The following is a 19,125-nucleotide window of genomic DNA, read 5'->3' on the forward strand; positions in this document are numbered from 1 at the left end:
AAAAAGAGGGGCAGGGAACGGCTGCCCCAAACTTCACTGATCTGTCTGTCCAACAGATACTTTATAATTATGTATTTTGCATCAACTGCTTATGTGTTTTTAATTCAAAGCTTTATCATTTGGTGATGCAAATAATGCTTTCATTTCATCAGAGATAGTGAATTCTAAGTTAAGATTTTTAGGTGGGATTGGTGCATTAAACCAGCGATTAAACGATTTTTCTGCTTCACCTGATTTTTGCGCTTTAGCGATGGTTTCATCAATTAACGCTTTGAATTGAGCGTCATCTTTACGCAACATACAGCCATAAGCTTCTTCAGATTGTGGGGTTCCTACAATTTCCCACTCACCCGGTTTTTTCGCTTTAGCTCGCTCACCAGCCAGTAATGCGTCATCCATCATAAAGGCAACAGCACGGCCTGATTCAAGTGTACGGAATGAGTCTCCATGATCTTTTGCGCTGATAATGCGCATATTCATCTTTTTCTCATCATTGAGTTTGTTGAGTAACATTTCAGACGTTGTTCCTGATGTTACGACAACGTTTTTACCTGACAAATCAGCAGAATCTTTAATTCCACTGTCTTTTTTCGTCAGTAAACGTGTACCTACGATGAAAATCGTATTAGAGAAGCTAGCTTGTTGCTGACGAGCTTCATTGTTGGTTGTTGAACCACACTCAAAATCAAATGTGCCATTTTGTAATAATGGAATGCGATTCTGAGAAGTAATAGGAATGAGGCGAACTTGTAAGTTTGGTTTGCCTATTTTGTCTTTTACTGCCTGCACAATTAGGTTGGAATAGTCTTGAGAATAGCCAACCACTTTTTGTTGATTATCATAGTAAGAGAAAGGAACAGAGGACTCTCTGTGTCCAACAATAATAATATCGTTATCATTGATTTTCTTTAAGGTTCCAGTGAGTTCTTCTGCCTGCACCGCTGCTGCAGCCCCTAAGATCATTAATGATAATGCTAGTTTACGCATGCGCATAATAACTCCTGTCGTGGTGATAATTGATATTGGTGTTTTGCTTTGTGTTACTTTTTTGTTTTAATTTGTTTTGGTAATGTTAATAGATAGAACAAATAACATACTGTTGTGAAGTGTAATTTGTGAAATACGAGAGGTATCTCCCAATAAAAGAATGAAATCAAATATAGTTGATTATTTTTTTGGAAGTTGTTTTCAATATTTAAAATTATTGTAGTAGAAACCCTATAGAAATAAAGGTTAAAAATGAAAGTTTGAGATAATGCGAAAAATAAACTAAACAGGGATTTGTAAAGTTTGTCTTAAGGAGTTGTTTGTCTGTGGATTACCGTTAAGATAGCGAGTCATATTGATGAGGAACATCTATGAGTAATTGGCGGTCAGGTCGCTGGCTAGTGGTGATAACAGTTTTGCTGATCTTGTGTTGCATTGTTCAGCGTTCATTAGGTGCCCACATCATTAGTGAGCGCTTAGCAACGGCTGTTGCTCAAACACAATACCCATTATCAACACCCATTGCTGATGAAAATAGTGCAACAGAGCGCACTTATTCACTGTCTACCTGTGAATTAAGCGCCAAATCATTATTATCTGTTCCTCCATTAACAATAGAGCCATTTTTCCATTCATGGGCGGTATTACTATTGTTAAGTATGGCTGCCATCTATGTGTCGCGCCAGCGTAATCAGAAAAAACATCATCATCCACCTCCTCCAATCAGACTTCACCTTCATTATTGTATTTTGAGGGATTAGAAATTTCCTTTTAGCTAAAAGATTGCGCGTCTATTTTAGGCGAGGCTCTATGTGTAGCGTTGTAGGAATTTTTAGGGAGTTGTTATGTTTCGTTCTTTTATTATGGCGTTGATATTAACGCTATTTACTTTATCTACTTCTCAAGCCGCAGATACAGGCTGGTTAACCACGCCTGATAATTCTCATGCACAAGTTAGGGCGACGGCACAAAAGTCTCCAGCGGGTGACGTGAAAGTTTTACTTGAAGTACAGCTTGAGTCTGGTTGGAAAACGTATTGGCGTTCTCCGGGAGAAGGCGGTGTTGCCCCTGAAATTAATTGGTCACAAGATGTAAGTGCAATGGTTTGGCATTGGCCTTCGCCTTCAGCTTTTGATGTAGCAGGTATTCATACCCAAGGTTATGATAAACAAGTTATTTTTCCCATTGAGTTATCCCCTGTTCACGCTGATCGTTTAACAGGCGTTTTAACGTTATCAACATGCAGTAATGTCTGTATTCTGACTGACTACACTTTAGATTTAGATCTTACCGAACCTGTACCTGCTGATTTTGAATGGCAATATAATCAGGCTATGGGCAAGATCCCTGTTGGAACAGGATTAATATCATCAGTTTCTTCTGGTTATAACAATAGCCAACTCACTATCTCTTTACAAAAAGAGCAAGGTGCTTGGGTTAAACCTAATATTTATCTCGATCCTCCTGAAGGTATGCTCTACGGTATTCCAAAATTAAATCATCAAGATAAAAACCTATTTGTCACGGTTGATGTGACAGATGATTGGGGGGATGCTGCCGGTGATATCTCAGGTAAAGTGCTTTCTTTTGTCATTACTGACCAAGGTTTTTCTCGTCAAGTTAATGGCACAATAGGGCATGGAACAGAGAATACTACTCCACCTTCTAATTCAGGTATGGGGCTTTGGGGGATTCTTGCTTTTGCACTATTGGGTGGCTTAATTCTGAATTTAATGCCCTGTGTATTACCTGTGCTTGCGATGAAAATGGGATCAATTTTACATCTCGAAAATCGAGATAAAGGTGTTATTCGCAAGCAATTCTCTGTTTCTGTTTTAGGTATTTTAGTCTCATTTTGGGCGTTAGCGCTGTTTATGACAGGCTTACGTTATAGCCAAGAAGCCTTAGGTTGGGGAATTCAATTCCAAAGCCCTTGGTTTATTGGCTTTATGGTATTAGTTACCGCTATTTTTACGGCAAATCTATTTGGATTATTTGAACTGCGTTTAAGTAGCAATATGAATACCAAAATGGCAACAGCGGGTGGACAAGGATATAGCCGACACTTTTGGGAAGGTGCATTTGCAACTTTACTCGCGACACCTTGTTCTGCACCATTTTTAGGAACCGCAGTCGCTTATGCACTTATAGCGCCTTTAAATGAACTATGGCTTATTTTTACTGCTTTAGGGATTGGAATGAGTTTGCCTTGGATCTTAGTGGCAATATTTCCATCTATCGCCAAAGCGCTACCAAAACCAGGTAAATGGATGAATCGCCTAAGAGTAGTTTTAGGCTTTATGATGTTGTTGTCCAGTATTTGGCTAATAACGCTCTTGATCCCTCACTTGGGAATGCCAATAGTTGCTGGTATTTTTGTTATTATTGGGCTGTTGTTATTGTTTGCTATCGCAAAGCATTATGGCAAAAAAGTATTATTGATTTCTACAGTGGTCGCTTTCCTTTTAGGAGGAAGCACTTATCTATTTGTGGAGCAACCAGCAAGCCAAACACTCGCAGGTCAAGATACGATAAATTGGCAGCCGTTATCAGAAGAAGCAATACACCAAGCATTAGCAGACAATAAACGGGTATTTGTTGATGTAACAGCAGATTGGTGTGTAACCTGCAAAGCAAACAAATACAATGTATTATTGCGAGAAGAGATCCAAGCCGCACTTTCAGCGCCAGATGTTGTCGCATTAAGAGGGGATTGGACTAAACCTTCTGATAAGATCACTCAGTTTTTAAAACAACGTGGTCAAGTTGCAGTACCTTTTAACCAAATTTATGGGCCTTGCCATAAAGATGGCGTGGTTTTACCCCCTATTTTAAATAAAGATTCAACATTGACCGTTCTTTCTGAGGCTAAAGGAGCCAATTAATGAAAAAAACACTTTCTGCACTGGTTATCTCTTCGTTACTTTTTGGTGCAAATGTGCAAGCTGCGGCGTTAAGTGCTGATCAGGAAAAAGAAGTTCGCGCACTGGTTCGTGATACGTTAATCAAGAATCCAGAAATTTTGGAAGAAGCTATTACGGCATTACAAGCGCAAAAAGCCGATGAGCAACAAGCTCAATTTCGTACTGCGTTAAAGGCAGAGCATGACGCATTATATAACGATGCAGCAAGCCCTCGTATTGGTGCAAAAGACGCTAAGTTAGTGTTGGTTTCTTTTACTGATTATAACTGTCCTTATTGCAAACGCTTCGACCCATTATTAGAACAAATCACAAAAGATTATCCTGAAGTTGCCGTGGTTATTAAACCACTGCCATTTAAAGGTGAAAGTTCTGCCAAAGCCTCTCAAGCCGTGCTTTCAGTTTGGAAAGAAGATCCAAAGGCGTTCTTAGCATTGCACCAACGCTTAATGCAGAAGAAAACAATGCTAGATAATGCAAGTATTGATGATGCAATGAAAACAACCAATACAAGCAAAGTTAAATTAACGGATGAAAGCTTAAAAGTGTTACAAAATAACTTAGATCTTTCTCGTAAGTTAGGTATCCAAGGTACACCTGCAACTGTTGTTGGCGATATGGTTATTCCTGGCGCCGTTGATTACGCTCAGCTAGAAGTGATTGTGAAAGAGCAATTGGCTAAAGTGAAAAAATAATGCGTAGTCGCTTACGAAAGTGGAGTAAAGAACTGATTGTTCTGCTTGTCATTTTCGTTGTAGCTTCTTTTGCGATGGATTGGTGGCGACAACCTACGCCACCATCTTTGACAAATTTACCTGAGCTATATACTGTCGATAATAAAGTTGTTTCTTTAACTGAATTAAGTGCTGAAAAGCCTTTATTAATCTATTTTTGGGCAACTTGGTGTGGGGTTTGTAAACTAACAACACCCGCAGTAAATTCGTTAGCGCAAGATGGTTATAACGTGACATCTGTTGCGATCCGCTCTGGTGATAACGCAAAGTTAGAGCGCGGTATTCAGTCTAAAGGGCTGCTCTTTCCTGTAATAAATGATAGTCGAGGGGATATTTCTCAGCAGTGGGAAATTAGCGCAACACCTTCATTTGTTATTGTTTATAAAGGAGAAATGGTAGGCTTTACGAGCGGTTGGTCATCTTCGTGGGGATTAAAACTACGTTTATGGTGGGCTGGTCTTTGAACGGTATACAAGCAATCATTTTAAGCGTTAATCGATTAAAAATAACGGAATTCATTATTATATTGAATTCCGTTATTTTATTTTGCTTTACTCAACTCGCCGTTTAATAAAGGCGATGATAAAAAATAATCCAACCATTATCCACAATGGTGTATTACCCCATTTGTAATAAGGGGTTAACCCAGTTGTTGGTGTGATTTTTTCTGCTAAAGCACCTTCTTCAAACTGAGGAAGTTGAGAAATAACATCACCATTGGCTGCAATAAATGCGGTAATACCGTTATTTGTTGAGCGTAATAATGGTCTTCCTAACTCAAGAGAACGCATTCTCGCCATTTGGAAGTGTTGCCAAGGACCAATTGAATTACCAAACCACGCATCATTAGAAATCGTTAATAAGAACCGTGTATCGGGTTTAAAATTAGCGCGGACTTGTTCACCTAAAATAATTTCGTAGCAAATCGCTGCGGTTATTTTGGCATCATTGACAGTGAGCTGAGGCTGTACATATTCACCTTGGCTTAATGATGACATCGGTAAATTAAAGAAAGGCGCAAGTGGGCGTAATAGCGATGCTAATGGTACATATTCACCAAAAGGAACAAGGTGATGTTTGTTATAGCGATCTGTCGCTGGGTATTGATAAGCATAGTGTTCACCTAATGTGATGACACTATTGTAGAAACGATAACCTTCTAATGTTGGTCGGGCATCAATAATTCCCGTCATTAAATGTGTATCTTGCTCTCTCAGTTGCTTATCAAGCTCAGCTAAAAAGCCTTGTTGTTGAATTTCAACATCAGGGATCGCTGATTCAGGCCAAATAATAAGATTTGCATTACCAATAAAAGGGCGGCTTAAAGTGAGATAGGTTTTTAGCGTGCTCTCTAATGTACCGGGTTCCCATTTTAATGATTGCGCAATATTACCTTGGATTAATGCAATTTCTTGCGTTTCATCAGGTAAAGGTTGATACCACTGATAGGACTTAAAGCTGATAGGCAATACTAATAAAAGCAGTGCAACCACAAGGCTATAAATTGATTTACGATAGATTGTAAATGCAATTAATCCACTAATAACGGTTAAGAGCAGCGTTATCATAGTGACACCAAAAACAGGTGCAATACCTTTTAATGGACCATCAATCTGGCTATAACCAAACTGTAACCACGGAAAGCCTGATAATACCCATCCCCTTAAAAATTCAGTGATTTGCCATAGTGCAGGGGCTGCAAATACAAATCGCCAGAGTGTTGGTTTTGGAAAAAACTTATTCAGTGATCCTGCAAATAACAGCGTGTAGAGTGATAAATAGAGTGCTAATAAAATTACTAAAAAGATATTTATCGCAAATGGCATACCACCAAAATCAGCAATACTGACATAAACCCAATTTACACCACTACCAAATAACCCAAATCCCCAAGCAAAACCAAGGAATGCGCCTTGACGGGTTGTACGGTTAGTGATTATCAGTAATAAGCCAAGTAGTGAAATTAACGCTGCTGGCCAAAAATCAAATGGCGAAAATGCCAATGTGCCTATGGCACCGAAAAAAACCGCCAGAAGGGCGCGAACCCACTGGCGGTTTAAGAAAGAGATCTTATTCATTGATATCCTATGCATCATTACCTAGTTCAGGAACTGGCGCATCATCTGGGATATGCACATAAACCTGAATGATCTTACGGCTATCAGCCATAACAACTTTAAATTGGTAATTATCAATAGTAATAGTTTCACCACGAGTAGGAAGGTGACCAAAGGCTTGCATGACTAAACCGCCAATCGTATCAACTTCTTCATCGCTGAAATGCGTACCGAACGCTTCATTGAAATCTTCTATCTGGGTTAAAGCTCGAACTGAGTAAGCGTGACGACTTAGCGGACGAATATCAATATCATCCTCATCATCATACTCATCTTCAATTTCGCCTACGATAAGTTCAAGAATATCCTCAATTGTGACGAGTCCAGATACACCTCCGAATTCATCGATCACAATCGCCATATGATAGCGTTGAGAGCGGAACTCTTTTAATAGGCGATCAACCCGTTTGCTTTCAGGTACAACAACAGCAGAGCGTAAGACTTTATCCATACTAAATGGCTCTGCGTCAGTACGCATAAATGGCAGTAGATCTTTTGCCATCAATAAGCCTTCAATATGATCTTTGTCTTCGCTAATGACTGGGAAACGAGAATGTGCTGAATCAATAATCACATCTAAACACTCATCAAGGGTTTGATTGCGTTTTAGTGTGACAATTTGTGAGCGAGGGATCATTATGTCCCGAACACGTTGTTCAGCAATATCCATTACCCCTTCAAGCATGTCGCGGGTGTCAGGATCAATTAATTCTTTCTGTTCAGAATCGCGGATAAGCTCCATCAGATCATCACGGTTTTTAGGTTCACCGTGGAACCACTGATTAAGCAGTGTGAGAAACCCTTTCTTAGGACCAGGGTTATCGTTACTCGAAGATTGGTCGTCGCTCATGGCGTTTTAACTATTTTTCCTCATTGAATGGTTAATTAGATATAGTATTTATCATAAAAATAAGAGAACTGTTACTCTTTTTCAATTAAATAGGGATCTGCATAACCTAAATTTTGTAAGATTTCTGTCTCTAAACCTTCCATTTCTTCGGCTTCATCATCTTCAATATGATCATAGCCTAAAAGATGCAGACATCCATGAATAACCATGTGCGCCCAATGTTCTTCAACAGTCTTACTCTGCTCAACCGCCTCTTTTTCTACCACTTGGCGGCAAATAATCAAATCACCTAATAACGGTAATTCAATTTCAGGCGGTGCCTCAAAGGGAAAAGAAAGCACGTTAGTCGGTTTGTCTTTTCCACGATAAGTGAGATTCAATTCGTGACTTTCTGCTTCATCAACAATACGAATAGTCACTTCACTTACAGGTTGAAATTGCGGTAATACCGCTTCTAACCATGTCATAAATTGGGCTTCAGTAGGAAGCCCTTGCGCATTTTCACTTGCTACTTGTAAATCAAGGATAACTTCACTCATGATTTTCTCTCTGAAGCTTCTCTTTTTCTGCTTTGATAGCTTGACGGCGTTTTTGATCTTCCGTTTCCCAAGCTTCATAGGCAATAACAATTTTGGCAACCACGGGATGACGAACAACGTCTTCACTGTGGAAAAAGTTAAAACTTAAGTCATTAACATCAGATAAAACTTCAATGGCATGACGTAAGCCTGATTTATTGCCTCTTGGCAGGTCAATTTGAGTAATATCCCCAGTGACAACTGCTTTAGAGTTAAAGCCAATACGTGTTAAGAACATTTTCATCTGTTCGATGGTGGTATTTTGGCTTTCATCAAGAATAATAAAGGCGTCATTTAATGTGCGTCCACGCATATAGGCGAGAGGCGCGACTTCAATGACATTGCGCTCTATTAGTTTCTCAACTTTTTCAAAACCTAACATCTCAAATAACGCATCATAAAGTGGTCGTAAATAGGGATCGACTTTTTGACTTAAATCGCCCGGTAAAAAGCCCAGTTTTTCACCGGCTTCAACCGCCGGGCGAGTTAATAAAATACGACGTACTTCTTGACGCTCAAGAGCATCAACAGCAGCAGCAACAGCCAGATAAGTTTTCCCTGTACCAGCAGGTCCAATACCAAAAGTAATATCATGGGTTTGGATATTGGCAATATATTGTGCCTGATTCGGTGTACGAGGTTTTATCACGCCTCGCTTAGTTCGAATATTGGTTGATTTCCCAAATTCAGGAACATGCTCATCACTTTGCTCAAGCACTCGGCTTTCTTTGATTGCAAGGTGAATTTGTTCAGGGTCGATATCGGGGATCACGCCTTTAATTGGCGAGGTTTCCACATACAGGCGACGTAAAATTCCTGCGGCTGCATTGACACACAATGATTTTCCCGTGAGTTTAAAACGGTTATCACGATGATTAATCTCGATACCTAAACGGCGCTCAAGTTGCTTAATATTATCGTCAAATGGACCACATAGGCTCATTAAACGGGCATTGTCAGCTGGCTCTAAGAAGATTTCTTGGGTCGCTACCTGTGCATGTGCTATTACTGTCACTGATTATCCTTTTGTTCAATCTGATCAATTAAGGTTGGTAAACACCTACCCCTAATTCATCTTCTTTACGTGTACGTGCAATGACGGATTCTGGAGATTCGTGAATACGTAAATCCATTTGGTCTTCCGTTCTAATGACTTTACCGCGGAGTGAGTTGGCATAAACGTCAACAATTTCAACATCAACGAACTTACCAATCATCTCTGGCGTACCTTCAAAGTTAACCACACGGTTATTTTCAGTACGACCAGAAAGCTCCATCACATTTTTACGCGAAGGCCCTTCAACTAGAATACGCTGTACTGTGTTTAACATTGCACGGCTAAAGTTCATTGCTTGTTGATTGATGCGCTGTTGTAGCAGATATAAACGTTGTTTCTTCTCATCTTCACTGACATCATCAGGTAAATCAGCCGCTGGAGTGCCCGGACGTGCTGAATAGATGAAACTAAAGCTCATATCGAAATTAACATCCGCAATTAATTGCATGGTTTTTTCAAAGTCGTCTTGGGTTTCACCCGGGAAACCAATGATAAAGTCTGAACTTATCAGAATACCAGGACGTGCTTTGCGTAGTTTGCGAATGATGCTCTTATATTCAAGTGCAGTATGGTTACGCTTCATTAATGTTAGAATGCGGTCAGAACCACTTTGCACTGGCAAGTGTAAATAGCTGACTAATTCTGGAGTATCTTCATAAACCGCAACAATATCGTCAGTAAATTCGATAGGGTGGCTGGTAGTAAAGCGAATACGGTCAATGCCGTCAATTGCGGCGACTAAGCGAATTAATTCAGCAAAGCTACAGATTTGACCATCAAAAGTGGCGCCTCGGTAGGCGTTAACGTTTTGACCTAACAAGTTTACTTCGCGCACGCCTTGTGCCGCTAATTGAGCAATTTCAAATAGCACATCATCACAAGGGCGGCTAACTTCTTCACCGCGTGTGTAAGGAACTACGCAGAAAGAACAGTATTTGTTACAGCCTTCCATGATGGAGACAAAAGCAGAAGGACCTTCAGCACGAGGCTCTGGTAAACGGTCAAATTTTTCGATTTCAGGGAAGCTGATATCGACAACTGGGCTTTTAGTCCCTTTAACCTGATTAATCATTTCAGGTAAACGGTGTAAAGTTTGTGGTCCGAAGATAATATCGACACACTGCGCACGTTGACGGATGTATTCACCTTCTTGAGAAGCAACACAACCGCCAACGCCAATGATAATATCGGGTTTATTATCTTTAAAATATTTCCAACGTCCTAACTGATGAAAGACTTTTTCTTGTGCTTTCTCACGGATAGAACAGGTATTTAGCAGTAGAATGTCCGCATCTTCGGCGACATCGGTTAACTGATAACCGTGGGTGCTTTCGAGTAGGTCTGCCATTTTGGATGAATCGTACTCATTCATCTGACAGCCCCAAGTTTTAATGTACAGTTTTTTTATCGTCGACATTGTGTAAATCCGGTATTTTCAGTGAGACAATAGCTAATCATTGGAAAACGTTGCGTGTAATAAGCCAATAAGGTGGTTATTGTAGTCATTTGTGTGGTCAGTGACTAGAGCAAGTCGGCGCTAATTCTCTATGGCGTTTAGTTTAATAGAAATAAACTGAAACAGCGCTTACCTATTATTTAAAGTAATGAGTTATGGCATAACAATGATGAGTAATGTAAAAAACGATTTTGATGCAATCATCGCTGGTGGCGGGATGATTGGCGCTGCTGTTGCAATTGGGCTGGCGCAAGAAGGATTGCGTGTTGCAATGATTGAACGACAGTCTCCAGCACCTTTTGATGCGTCATCTCATCCTGATATCCGTATTTCTGCGATTAGTTGCGCGTCCGTTAGTCTATTAAAACAATTAGGTGCATGGCAACATGTTTTAGCGATGCGTTCTGCGCCTTATCTTACCTTAGAAACATGGGAAGAAGAAAATGCCCATGTGGTTTTTGATGCTAAAAGCTTAGGTTTACCTGAATTAGGCTATATGGTTGAAAACCGAATTTTGCAATTAGCTCTTTGGCAAGAGGCTGAACGTTATAGCAATATCACTTTATTATGTCCAAATAGTCTAAGCAAAATGACGTATTTAGATGATAAATGGAAAGTAACACTTTCTGATGGCAGTGAGGTGAGTACAAATTTAGTGGTAGGTGCGGATGGTGCAAACTCTCAAGTGCGCCAATTTGCGGGTATTGGTAGCAATGGCTGGCAATATCGTCAATCTTGTATGCTGATCACGGTGAAAACAGAGTTACCTCCTGAAAAGGGGACATGGCAACGTTTTTACCCTTCAGGGCCTCGCGCTTATTTGCCGCTTTTTGATAATTGGGCGTGTTTGGTTTGGTATGACTCGCCTGACAGAATTAGAAAACTGCAAAATATGTCAATGACGCAGTTAGAAAAAGAAATTCAACATGCTTTTCCTGAGCGATTAAGTAAAGCGACACCTATTGCAGCAGGCTCATTCCCATTAACGCGTCAGCACGCAAGTCGTTATGTTGATAAAGGTATTATTTTGTTGGGAGATGCGGCTCACACCATCAATCCGTTAGCGGGGCAGGGCGTTAATTTAGGCTACCGCGATGTGGATTGTTTTTTAGACTTAGTGGCTGATGCCAAAAAACATTTTGAGCCTTGGGATTCAATGGCGTTATTGAAAAAATATCAGCGTCGTCGTATGCCTGATAATTTAGTTATGCAAGCGGGCATGGACGTATTTTATCATGCCTTTAGCCACCAATTACCGGGTTTAAAAGTGGTGAGGAATCTCGGCCTTTTAGCTGCTCAACATGCAGGAAAAGCCAAAGAAGCGGCATTACGTTATGCGTTAGGTATTAAGTAATGAGAAATGCGATGATCTGAGTTGGATATCAGCAATAAGATCATCGCATTGTTGTTACGCTTTTAAATGCTTGGCATGAAAAGCAATATGCTCACCAATGAAACTCGCCACAAAATAGTAACTGTGATCGTACCCTTGATGTAAATTCAACTGATAAGCGAATTGTTTTGTATCGCAAGCTTGTGAAAATAATTCAGGCTTCAGTTGTTCTTGATAGAAAGGATCATCTAGCCCGACATCAACACGCATAGGTAACACGTTTTCTGCTTGGTTAATCAAAGCCACTGCATCATATTGTTGCCATTGTGCCGTATCATCGCCTAAATAGGCGCTAAACGCTTTTTTACCCCAAGGAACAACTGATGGTGCCACAATCGGAGAAAATGCTGACACACTGCGGTAGCGTGCCGAATTTCGCAGTGCAATCGTTAATGCGCCATGCCCTCCCATCGAATGCCCACTAATGGCACGTTGATGAGTCACAGGAAAATGCGTTTCTATCAGTGTAGGAAGTTCATCAACAATGTAGTCATACATATTGTAATGAGTATTCCACGGCGATTGTGTCGCATTAAGATAAAAACCTGCGCCTTGCCCTAAATCGTAAGCACTATCATCAGCGACATTTTCACCACGAGGACTGGTATCAGGTACGACTAAAATAATGCCATGTTGTGCCGCAAATTGTTGAGCGCCTGATTTAGTAATAAAATTTTGTTCGTTGCAGGTTAAGCCTGATAACCAATATAAAACAGGGTATTTTTGCTCTTCTTCCATAGGAGGAAGATAGATGGCAAATTTCATCTCACAATTTAACGTCTTTGATGTATGTTGATAGACTTCTTGCCAACCACCAAAGCAGGCATGACGTTCAATCCTTTCCATTTTGACTCCTTTAAAAACAAAGACAAACCTATGAGACATAGGTTTGAGGATGATTAATCGAAATGAATAACTGTACGGATTGATTTACCTTCGTGCATTAAATCAAAAGCTTCATTAATTTTTTCTAACGGTAGTTTATGGGTAACAAAAGGCTTAAGTTCGATATCGCCTTTCATTGCATCCTCAACCATACCGGGTAATTGGCTACGACCTTTAACACCACCAAAAGCTGTGCCTCTCCACGAACGACCTGTTACTAGTTGGAATGGACGGGTGGAGATCTCTTGCCCAGCACCTGCGACACCAATAATAATGGATTGACCCCAGCCACGATGCGCACTTTCTAATGCTGCTCTCATGACATTCGTGTTACCAATGCATTCAAAAGTATGGTCAACACCCCATTGTGTCATTTCGACAAGGACTTGCTGGATGGGTTTGTCGTAGTCATTAGGATTTAAGCAATCTGTTGCACCAAATTGGCGTGCTAATGCAAATTTTTCAGGGTTTGTATCGATAGCAAAAATACGTCCTGCTTTGGCTTGTCTTGCGCCTTGAAGAACGGCAAGACCAATGCCTCCTAAACCAAATACAGCAACAGAGTCGCCTTCTTGCACTTTTGCTGTATTGTGAACCGCACCAATACCGGTTGTTACGCCACAACCTAATAAGCAAACTTCTTCGTGATTGGCTTCTGGATTGATTTTCGCCAGAGAAACTTCAGCTACCACAGTGTATTCGCTAAAAGTAGAACATCCCATATAATGATAAATAGGCTGTCCGTTATAAGAAAAACGTGTTGTTCCATCTGGCATTAAACCTTTACCTTGCGTTGCTCTGACTGCAACACATAAGTTTGTTTTGCCTGATTTACAGAATAGACATTCGCCACATTCAGCCGTGTACAGAGGAATAACGTGATCGCCCGGTTTAACACTGGTGACACCTTCACCGACCTCTACAACTACACCAGCACCTTCATGACCAAGAATAGCAGGGAAGACACCTTCAGGATCATCACCAGAAAGTGTAAATGCGTCTGTATGGCAAACACCGGTGTGACTAATTTTAATGAGCACTTCACCCGCTTGAGGTGGCATTACATCAACTTCAACGATTTTTAAAGGTTCTCCTGGCCCAAATGCGACCGCAGCACGAGATTTCATGGTGTATCCTTTTTGTTATTAACGCAGGTAAGTGCGGATAAGTGAAATGGCATCATCAACGGAGTTTTTTTGATCTTCAGGAGAAGCGACGGCATCCATAAGACCTTCACGTAAATGACTTTCGAGTACTCCAGCCATCAGGCCATTGATAGCACCTCTGATGGCGGCAATTTGTTGTAATACCTGACCGCATTCATTTTCATTTTCAAGTGCAGTTTCTAATGCGAGAAGCTGCCCTTTAATTTTTCTCACGCGAGTTAACGCGGCTTTTTTTTCTGCTGGTGAGTGTGGCATATATAATCCTTAAATATACTATAGGGGAGTATAGTATTTAGAGGGATATATGTACAGCGAGATCAATAAAATGTGGCGTGATGAGAATAAATAAAAAATGATGATGTGGAGAACATTGATTTTTGAGGGCAGAAAAATAAGAAAAGAAGAGGGAGGAGAATGACGTTTAGAAAATAGATAGGAAAAAGTGAAGAGACAAAAACAAAAAAGACCCGCTATTGCGAGTCTTATCTGTTGATTTCGTGATAAACACGTTAGTAATCAATGGTGCGGGAGGCGAGACTTGAACTCGCACACCTTGCGGCGCCAGAACCTAAATCTGGTGCGTCTACCAATTTCGCCACTCCCGCAACAACTTGGAGAAAAAAAGACTCGCTCTGCGAGTCTCTCTTTCAAAATATGGCTGGGATACCAGGATTCGAACCTGGGAATGCCAGGATCAAAACCTGGTGCCTTACCGCTTGGCGATATCCCAAAAAATGGTGGCTATGACGGGATTCGAACCTGTGACCCCAACATTATGAGTGTTGTGCTCTAACCAGCTGAGCTACATAGCCATATTGAATCTAGTTATCTTTCTTTTGAAAGATGGCTGGGATACCAGGATTCGAACCTGGGAATGCCAGGATCAAAACCTGGTGCCTTACCGCTTGGCGATATCCCATCCGCTAATTCAATTGTCAACACACTTATTTATCAGAAAAATGGCTGGGATACCAGGATTCGAACCTGGGAATGCCAGGATCAAAACCTGGTGCCTTACCGCTTGGCGATATCCCAACTGATAAATTCTTGACGAGGTTAAAATGGTGCGGGAGGCGAGACTTGAACTCGCACACCTTGCGGCGCCAGAACCTAAATCTGGTGCGTCTACCAATTTCGCCACTCCCGCAAAAAATATGGTGGCTATGACGGGATTCGAACCTGTGACCCCAACATTATGAGTGTTGTGCTCTAACCAGCTGAGCTACATAGCCATCTTTTTTTGCATAACCTTCGTCGGCGTTGCGGGGCGCATTATGCGTATTACAGACAAATCCGTCAACTGCTTTTTGCATTAATTTTCGAGAAACGTGTCCGTTTGCTCGATGGTTAATCATTTTGTCGAAAAAAGATCCAAAAAACAACCTTATTGATGAAAAATATCTCAAAAAATAAGACGCAATAGTGTGTGAATAAAAAGAAAAAACAAAGCAGTAACAGAAATGAGATTAAGTGAAAGAAGGAAAAGATGAAGAACAATGAGCATAAAAAAAGAAATGCGGTGAAAAAATCACACTACATTTCTTTTTCTTTAGATGTTACTGATTGAATTTTAGACTTATTTCATCATAAAAGTTAGAAAAGTATACATTTAAACCAGAAAGTATAATTTATCGACAGTAAATTACTTTTCTAATAGCTGTTGAAGCAATTCTCCATTAAGCATTGCACGTTTAGTTAAGGCAAAAGCCCCTATGGCAGAACGATGATCAAGCTCTGATGTGACAACCGGAAGCTCTTCTCTGAATTCTTTTAATACTTGCGTATTAATACAACTTTGAATTGAGGGGAGTAAAACTTCAGCCGCTTCAGTCAATTCACCCGCTAAAACCACTTTTTGTGGGTTAAACAGGTTAATAGCGATTGCAATAGCTTTACCTAAGTGTAAACCTACTTGTTTAATGGTTTCGACTGCTAGCGGGTCATTTTTAACTGCTGCTCGACAAATATCTTGGATTTGGCACTGTGTTGGCGATAAATACTGGCTTGGGTAGCCTTGCTCTAATTGATAGCGCACTTTGGCTTCAATAGCTGTATTGGATGCAATCGTTTCTAAACAACCAAAATTGCCACAATGGCAACGTTCACCTAGAGGATCGATTTGAATATGACCAATCTCCCCTAGGTTACCGCGCTGGTTGAGCAGAATTTTATTATTAATAATAACACCAGCACCTGCACCACGATGTATCCGAACGAGTAATGAGTCTTCACAATCTCGAGTGGCACCAAAATAGTTTTCAGCGAGTGCAAGGCTCCGGATATCATGCCCAGCATAACAAGGCAGACTAAAGCGTTTTTCTAAGCTATTTACCAAAGCCCAATTATCTACTTTCATATGAGGCATATAACGAACAATGCCTTTATTTGGATCAACAAGACCGGGTAAGATCACGGAAATTGAAATAAGCTCACGAATGCGACGTTGATTTTGTTTAATAAAATCATCAATTGCATTGATAAGCAGAGCTTCAACTTCATTTTGAGTGCTCTGCTCTAAAGGGTAGTGTTGCTCAATGATGACTTTACCGCTCAGATCGTAAAGAGCAACAGTGGCATCATTACGCCCTAATCGCACACTGACTGTATTAAAATTGCGGTGTTCAACAATAATAGAAATTGCGCGACGACCACCTGTTGATGCCTGTTGATCAACCTCTTTGATTAAGCCTCGTTCAAGCAACTGACGAGTAATTTTAGTCACACTGGCTGGTGCTAGTTGGCTTTGTTCGGCTATTTGGATACGGGAAATTGGCCCGTGTTGATCAATCAGTCGATACACAATCGCACTGTTAAGTTGTTTAACAAGATCGATATTGCCAATTTGCGTTTCAGTGTTGTTATGACTCATCAGCATATACATCCATTAGTTATTCAGTTATTTCGATACCATTGACAAACGTTGTGCAAAGGTTGAAGTCCTTGTCAAAAGAAGCGAGGTTAGCAATTTTTCCAGCTTCAATTGTTCCCAATTCTTTTTCCATTCCAATTGCGCGAGCAGGATAAAGTGTTGCCATCCGCAATGTTTCATCTAATGGAATACCTACATGGATCACGCTATTTTTAATTGCACCAATCATGGTTAGTGATGATCCACTTAATGTGCCATCGGCATCGACACAAAGGCCATTACGATAATATATGGTTTTACCTGCAAAAACGAAGCTATCCATCTCATTTTTACTAGGATCAAGCCCCGCTGGCGCAGTTGCGTCTGTGACTAAAAGTAGTTTTTCACCTTTCAGACGCTTGCTGTTACGAATATTTGCCCATGAAACATGTAAACCATCAGCAATGATACCAGCATAAACCTCAGGTGTATCATAAATGGCACCGACAAGCCCCGGACCTCTGCCTGTAATATAAGGCATTGCGTTGTAAAGGTGAGTCGATAATGAGATACCATTACGGAACCCTTTACGCGCTTCTTCATAAGTCGAATTGGAATGACCCGCAGAAACAATGATACCTGCTTTGATTAATTGACGAACATACTTTTCATCAACCATTTCTGGCGCAAGGGTGATTTTGGCGATGACATCAGCATTATCGCACAAATAGCTAATCATCTGAGCACTTGGTTGACGAATGAATTGTGGATCATGAGTCCCTTTTTTAATCACATTGATATAAGGACCTTCTAAATGTAATCCCAACACTTTATTTTCATGTTTCTGCATATAAGCACGAGTTGCTTCAATGCCTATTTTCATCAATTCATCAGAACAGGTAATTAATGTTGGTAAATAACTGGTGCAACCTAAACGTTCATTCGCTTTTTGCATTATTTCTAACGTTTCAACGGTGACATTTTCTGGCGTATCATTAAATTGCACACCACCACAGCCATTAACCTGTAAATCGATAAAACCGGGAGAGACAATTGCACCTTTCATATCACGAGTTGTGATATCTTTCGGCAGTTGATCCTGTGGGCAAACCTGCTCAATACGGGAGCCGTTAATAATAATGGCGTGGTTTTCTAAACGGTCGTAACCTGTATAAATAACAGCATTTGTTAAGGCAAACATACCTTTGTCTCCTGATAAGGGAAGTCAATCTAAAAATCCGATATCAGCCAGCAAATTCTGGCTGATAAATAAGAGAGCTTAGCCTTTTCCACTACTTAATCAGTAGGTACTTATTTTACTAAACTTAGTCTTGGTATTTCTGACACTCTTGCGCTTCAATCTGTTGGAAATAACGCAATGTTTTTACTCGTAATTCCATTGTTGCAGGATCATCACACACTAAAATTGCTTTAGGGTGAAGCTGAACACAGGAAATTGTCCATAAATGGTTAACAGCGCCTTCTGTTGCCGCATGTACTGCTTGCGCTTTATTAAAACCAGTTGCCAAAATCATTAATTCTTCAGCATCTAATAATGTGCCTACACCCACTGTTAGTGCATATTTAGGAACATGATTAACATTATTGTCGAAGAAACGTGAATTTGCTAAGCGTGTATCTTCAGTTAGCGTTTTCATACGAGTGCGTGAAGAGAGTGATGACGCAGGTTCATTAAATGCAATGTGACCGTCGTTACCTACACCGCCCATAAACAAATTGATTTTGCCATAAGACTTAATTTTAGCCTCATAACGTTCGCATTCTGCTTGTGGATCTTCTGCATTGCCGTTTAATAAATTGATATTTTCATCTTTAATATCAATATGATTAAAGAAGTTTTCATACATAAAAGTACGATAACTTTGTGAATGATCTGATGGAATGCCAACATATTCATCCATATTGAACGTTACAACATGTTGGAAGCTAACTTTTCCTGCACGATGTAATTCAATTAATTCTTTATATGTCGCCAATGGCGTGCCACCAGTCGGTAAACCAAGTACGAAAGGGCGCTCTGCAGTTGGATTAAATGCGTTGATCTTCTCAACGATGTAATTTGCAGACCACTTACCAACTTGTTTTGCCGTGGATAGGGGGATTAACCTCATA

At 40.4% G+C, this 19,125-nt stretch carries 17 protein-coding genes and 7 tRNA genes; 5 read left to right on the plus strand and 19 right to left on the minus strand.

Annotated features, from left to right (window positions below; translation table 11 throughout):
• Positions 1–99: 99 nt before the first annotated feature.
• Entirely contained in the window at positions 100–993 is an 894-nt protein-coding gene (locus BTA34_RS03740; protein ID WP_151434548.1) for a glutamate/aspartate ABC transporter substrate-binding protein, read from the minus strand.
• A gap of 365 nt (positions 994–1,358) precedes the next feature.
• On the opposite strand from BTA34_RS03740, the gene BTA34_RS03745 reads away from it, so the two are divergent.
• The 4 genes from BTA34_RS03745 (at position 1,359) to BTA34_RS03760 (ending at position 5,106) form a co-directional block, all read left to right on the plus strand.
• The gene (locus BTA34_RS03745) at positions 1,359–1,748 is read left to right on the plus strand and encodes a metal resistance protein (RefSeq protein WP_151434549.1); all 390 of its coding nucleotides are present in this window, start codon (positions 1,359–1,361) and stop codon (positions 1,746–1,748) included.
• 84 nt (positions 1,749–1,832) lie between these two features.
• Entirely contained in the window at positions 1,833–3,872 is a 2,040-nt protein-coding gene (locus BTA34_RS03750; protein WP_151434550.1) for a protein-disulfide reductase DsbD family protein, read from the plus strand.
• Entirely contained in the window at positions 3,872–4,603 is a 732-nt protein-coding gene (locus BTA34_RS03755; protein ID WP_151434551.1) for a DsbA family protein, read from the plus strand. Before BTA34_RS03750 ends, BTA34_RS03755 begins: the two co-directional genes overlap by 1 nt.
• Entirely contained in the window at positions 4,603–5,106 is a 504-nt protein-coding gene (locus BTA34_RS03760) for a protein disulfide oxidoreductase (RefSeq protein WP_151434552.1), read from the plus strand. The genes BTA34_RS03755 and BTA34_RS03760 overlap by 1 nt, the downstream gene beginning before the upstream one ends.
• Positions 5,107–5,193: 87 nt before the next feature.
• On the opposite strand, the gene lnt is transcribed toward BTA34_RS03760, so the two are convergent.
• The 5 genes from lnt to miaB all read right to left on the minus strand — a co-directional run bounded on the left by lnt (position 5,194) and on the right by miaB (position 10,661).
• Positions 5,194–6,720, minus strand: a complete 1,527-nt coding sequence (gene lnt, locus BTA34_RS03765; RefSeq protein ID WP_151434553.1) for an apolipoprotein N-acyltransferase — start codon at positions 6,718–6,720, stop codon at positions 5,194–5,196.
• Positions 6,721–6,727: 7 nt separating this feature from the next.
• Positions 6,728–7,609 (minus strand): CNNM family magnesium/cobalt transport protein CorC, encoded by an 882-nt coding sequence (gene corC / locus BTA34_RS03770; RefSeq protein ID WP_151434554.1) that lies wholly within the window; start codon positions 7,607–7,609, stop codon positions 6,728–6,730.
• 71 nt (positions 7,610–7,680) lie between these two features.
• On the minus strand, positions 7,681–8,148 hold the full coding sequence (gene ybeY, locus BTA34_RS03775; protein ID WP_151434555.1) for an rRNA maturation RNase YbeY: 468 nt from the start codon (positions 8,146–8,148) through the stop codon (positions 7,681–7,683).
• Positions 8,141–9,202, minus strand: a complete 1,062-nt coding sequence (locus BTA34_RS03780) for a PhoH family protein (RefSeq protein ID WP_036912056.1) — start codon at positions 9,200–9,202, stop codon at positions 8,141–8,143. The genes ybeY and BTA34_RS03780 overlap by 8 nt, the downstream gene beginning before the upstream one ends.
• 28 nt (positions 9,203–9,230) lie before the next feature.
• On the minus strand, positions 9,231–10,661 hold the full coding sequence (miaB, locus tag BTA34_RS03785; protein WP_151434556.1) for a tRNA (N6-isopentenyl adenosine(37)-C2)-methylthiotransferase MiaB: 1,431 nt from the start codon (positions 10,659–10,661) through the stop codon (positions 9,231–9,233).
• 205 nt (positions 10,662–10,866) lie between these two features.
• Between miaB and ubiF the strand changes: the two genes are divergently transcribed.
• On the plus strand, positions 10,867–12,054 hold the full coding sequence (gene ubiF / locus BTA34_RS03790; RefSeq protein WP_151434557.1) for a 3-demethoxyubiquinol 3-hydroxylase: 1,188 nt from the start codon (positions 10,867–10,869) through the stop codon (positions 12,052–12,054).
• A 54-nt stretch (positions 12,055–12,108) separates the two neighbouring features.
• Here the strand turns inward: ubiF and fghA are convergent, their stop codons facing one another.
• The 13 genes from fghA to nagB all read right to left on the minus strand — a co-directional run bounded on the left by fghA (position 12,109) and on the right by nagB (position 19,124).
• The gene (gene fghA / locus BTA34_RS03795; protein ID WP_151434558.1) at positions 12,109–12,939 is read right to left on the minus strand and encodes an S-formylglutathione hydrolase; all 831 of its coding nucleotides are present in this window, start codon (positions 12,937–12,939) and stop codon (positions 12,109–12,111) included.
• Between the two features lie 53 nt (positions 12,940–12,992).
• Positions 12,993–14,105, minus strand: coding sequence for an S-(hydroxymethyl)glutathione dehydrogenase/class III alcohol dehydrogenase (locus BTA34_RS03800; RefSeq protein ID WP_151434559.1), 1,113 nt, complete (start codon positions 14,103–14,105; stop codon positions 12,993–12,995).
• 18 nt (positions 14,106–14,123) lie between these two features.
• Positions 14,124–14,399: a metal-sensing transcriptional repressor gene (locus BTA34_RS03805; protein WP_036938507.1), complete on the minus strand. Its 276-nt coding sequence runs from the start codon at positions 14,397–14,399 to the stop codon at positions 14,124–14,126.
• A 265-nt stretch (positions 14,400–14,664) separates the two neighbouring features.
• Positions 14,665–14,749 (minus strand) — tRNA-Leu (locus BTA34_RS03810).
• 50 nt (positions 14,750–14,799) lie between these two features.
• Positions 14,800–14,874, minus strand: a tRNA-Gln gene (locus tag BTA34_RS03815).
• A gap of 5 nt (positions 14,875–14,879) precedes the next feature.
• A tRNA-Met gene (locus BTA34_RS03820) sits at positions 14,880–14,956 on the minus strand.
• A gap of 32 nt (positions 14,957–14,988) precedes the next feature.
• A tRNA-Gln gene (locus BTA34_RS03825) sits at positions 14,989–15,063 on the minus strand.
• 41 nt (positions 15,064–15,104) lie between these two features.
• A tRNA-Gln gene (locus BTA34_RS03830) sits at positions 15,105–15,179 on the minus strand.
• A gap of 27 nt (positions 15,180–15,206) precedes the next feature.
• Positions 15,207–15,291 (minus strand) — tRNA-Leu (locus BTA34_RS03835).
• 8 nt (positions 15,292–15,299) lie between these two features.
• A tRNA-Met gene (locus BTA34_RS03840) sits at positions 15,300–15,376 on the minus strand.
• Between the two features lie 410 nt (positions 15,377–15,786).
• On the minus strand, positions 15,787–17,019 hold the full coding sequence (gene nagC, locus BTA34_RS03845; protein ID WP_088493435.1) for a DNA-binding transcriptional regulator NagC: 1,233 nt from the start codon (positions 17,017–17,019) through the stop codon (positions 15,787–15,789).
• Between the two features lie 13 nt (positions 17,020–17,032).
• Entirely contained in the window at positions 17,033–18,193 is a 1,161-nt protein-coding gene (nagA, locus tag BTA34_RS03850; protein ID WP_151434560.1) for an N-acetylglucosamine-6-phosphate deacetylase, read from the minus strand.
• A 124-nt stretch (positions 18,194–18,317) separates the two neighbouring features.
• Positions 18,318–19,124 (minus strand): glucosamine-6-phosphate deaminase, encoded by an 807-nt coding sequence (nagB, locus tag BTA34_RS03855; RefSeq protein WP_075671607.1) that lies wholly within the window; start codon positions 19,122–19,124, stop codon positions 18,318–18,320.
• Between the last annotated feature and the right edge of the window lies 1 nt (position 19,125).

Source organism: Proteus sp. CD3 (genome assembly GCF_008808075.1).
In the GTDB taxonomy this organism is placed as follows: Bacteria; Pseudomonadota; Gammaproteobacteria; order Enterobacterales; family Enterobacteriaceae; genus Proteus; species Proteus appendicitidis.

Excerpts from the sequence above, each read along its gene's own strand:
- corC (WP_151434554.1), bottom strand. The coding sequence starts at position 7,609 with ATGAGCGACGACCAATCTTCGAGTAACGATAACCCTGGTCCTAAGAAA.
- fghA (WP_151434558.1), bottom strand. The coding sequence starts at position 12,939 with ATGGAAAGGATTGAACGTCATGCCTGCTTTGGTGGTTGGCAAGAAGTC.
- nagC (WP_088493435.1), bottom strand. The coding sequence starts at position 17,019 with ATGCTGATGAGTCATAACAACACTGAAACGCAAATTGGCAATATCGAT.
- BTA34_RS03745 (WP_151434549.1), top strand. The coding sequence starts at position 1,359 with ATGAGTAATTGGCGGTCAGGTCGCTGGCTAGTGGTGATAACAGTTTTG.
- lnt (WP_151434553.1), bottom strand. The coding sequence starts at position 6,720 with ATGAATAAGATCTCTTTCTTAAACCGCCAGTGGGTTCGCGCCCTTCTG.
- BTA34_RS03750 (WP_151434550.1), top strand. The coding sequence starts at position 1,833 with ATGTTTCGTTCTTTTATTATGGCGTTGATATTAACGCTATTTACTTTA.
- BTA34_RS03805 (WP_036938507.1), bottom strand. The coding sequence starts at position 14,399 with ATGCCACACTCACCAGCAGAAAAAAAAGCCGCGTTAACTCGCGTGAGA.
- ubiF (WP_151434557.1), top strand. The coding sequence starts at position 10,867 with ATGATGAGTAATGTAAAAAACGATTTTGATGCAATCATCGCTGGTGGC.
- nagB (WP_075671607.1), bottom strand. The coding sequence starts at position 19,124 with ATGAGGTTAATCCCCCTATCCACGGCAAAACAAGTTGGTAAGTGGTCT.
- BTA34_RS03760 (WP_151434552.1), top strand. The coding sequence starts at position 4,603 with ATGCGTAGTCGCTTACGAAAGTGGAGTAAAGAACTGATTGTTCTGCTT.
- BTA34_RS03740 (WP_151434548.1), bottom strand. The coding sequence starts at position 993 with ATGCGCATGCGTAAACTAGCATTATCATTAATGATCTTAGGGGCTGCA.
- ybeY (WP_151434555.1), bottom strand. The coding sequence starts at position 8,148 with ATGAGTGAAGTTATCCTTGATTTACAAGTAGCAAGTGAAAATGCGCAA.
- BTA34_RS03755 (WP_151434551.1), top strand. The coding sequence starts at position 3,872 with ATGAAAAAAACACTTTCTGCACTGGTTATCTCTTCGTTACTTTTTGGT.
- miaB (WP_151434556.1), bottom strand. The coding sequence starts at position 10,661 with ATGTCGACGATAAAAAAACTGTACATTAAAACTTGGGGCTGTCAGATG.
- nagA (WP_151434560.1), bottom strand. The coding sequence starts at position 18,193 with ATGTTTGCCTTAACAAATGCTGTTATTTATACAGGTTACGACCGTTTA.
- BTA34_RS03800 (WP_151434559.1), bottom strand. The coding sequence starts at position 14,105 with ATGAAATCTCGTGCTGCGGTCGCATTTGGGCCAGGAGAACCTTTAAAA.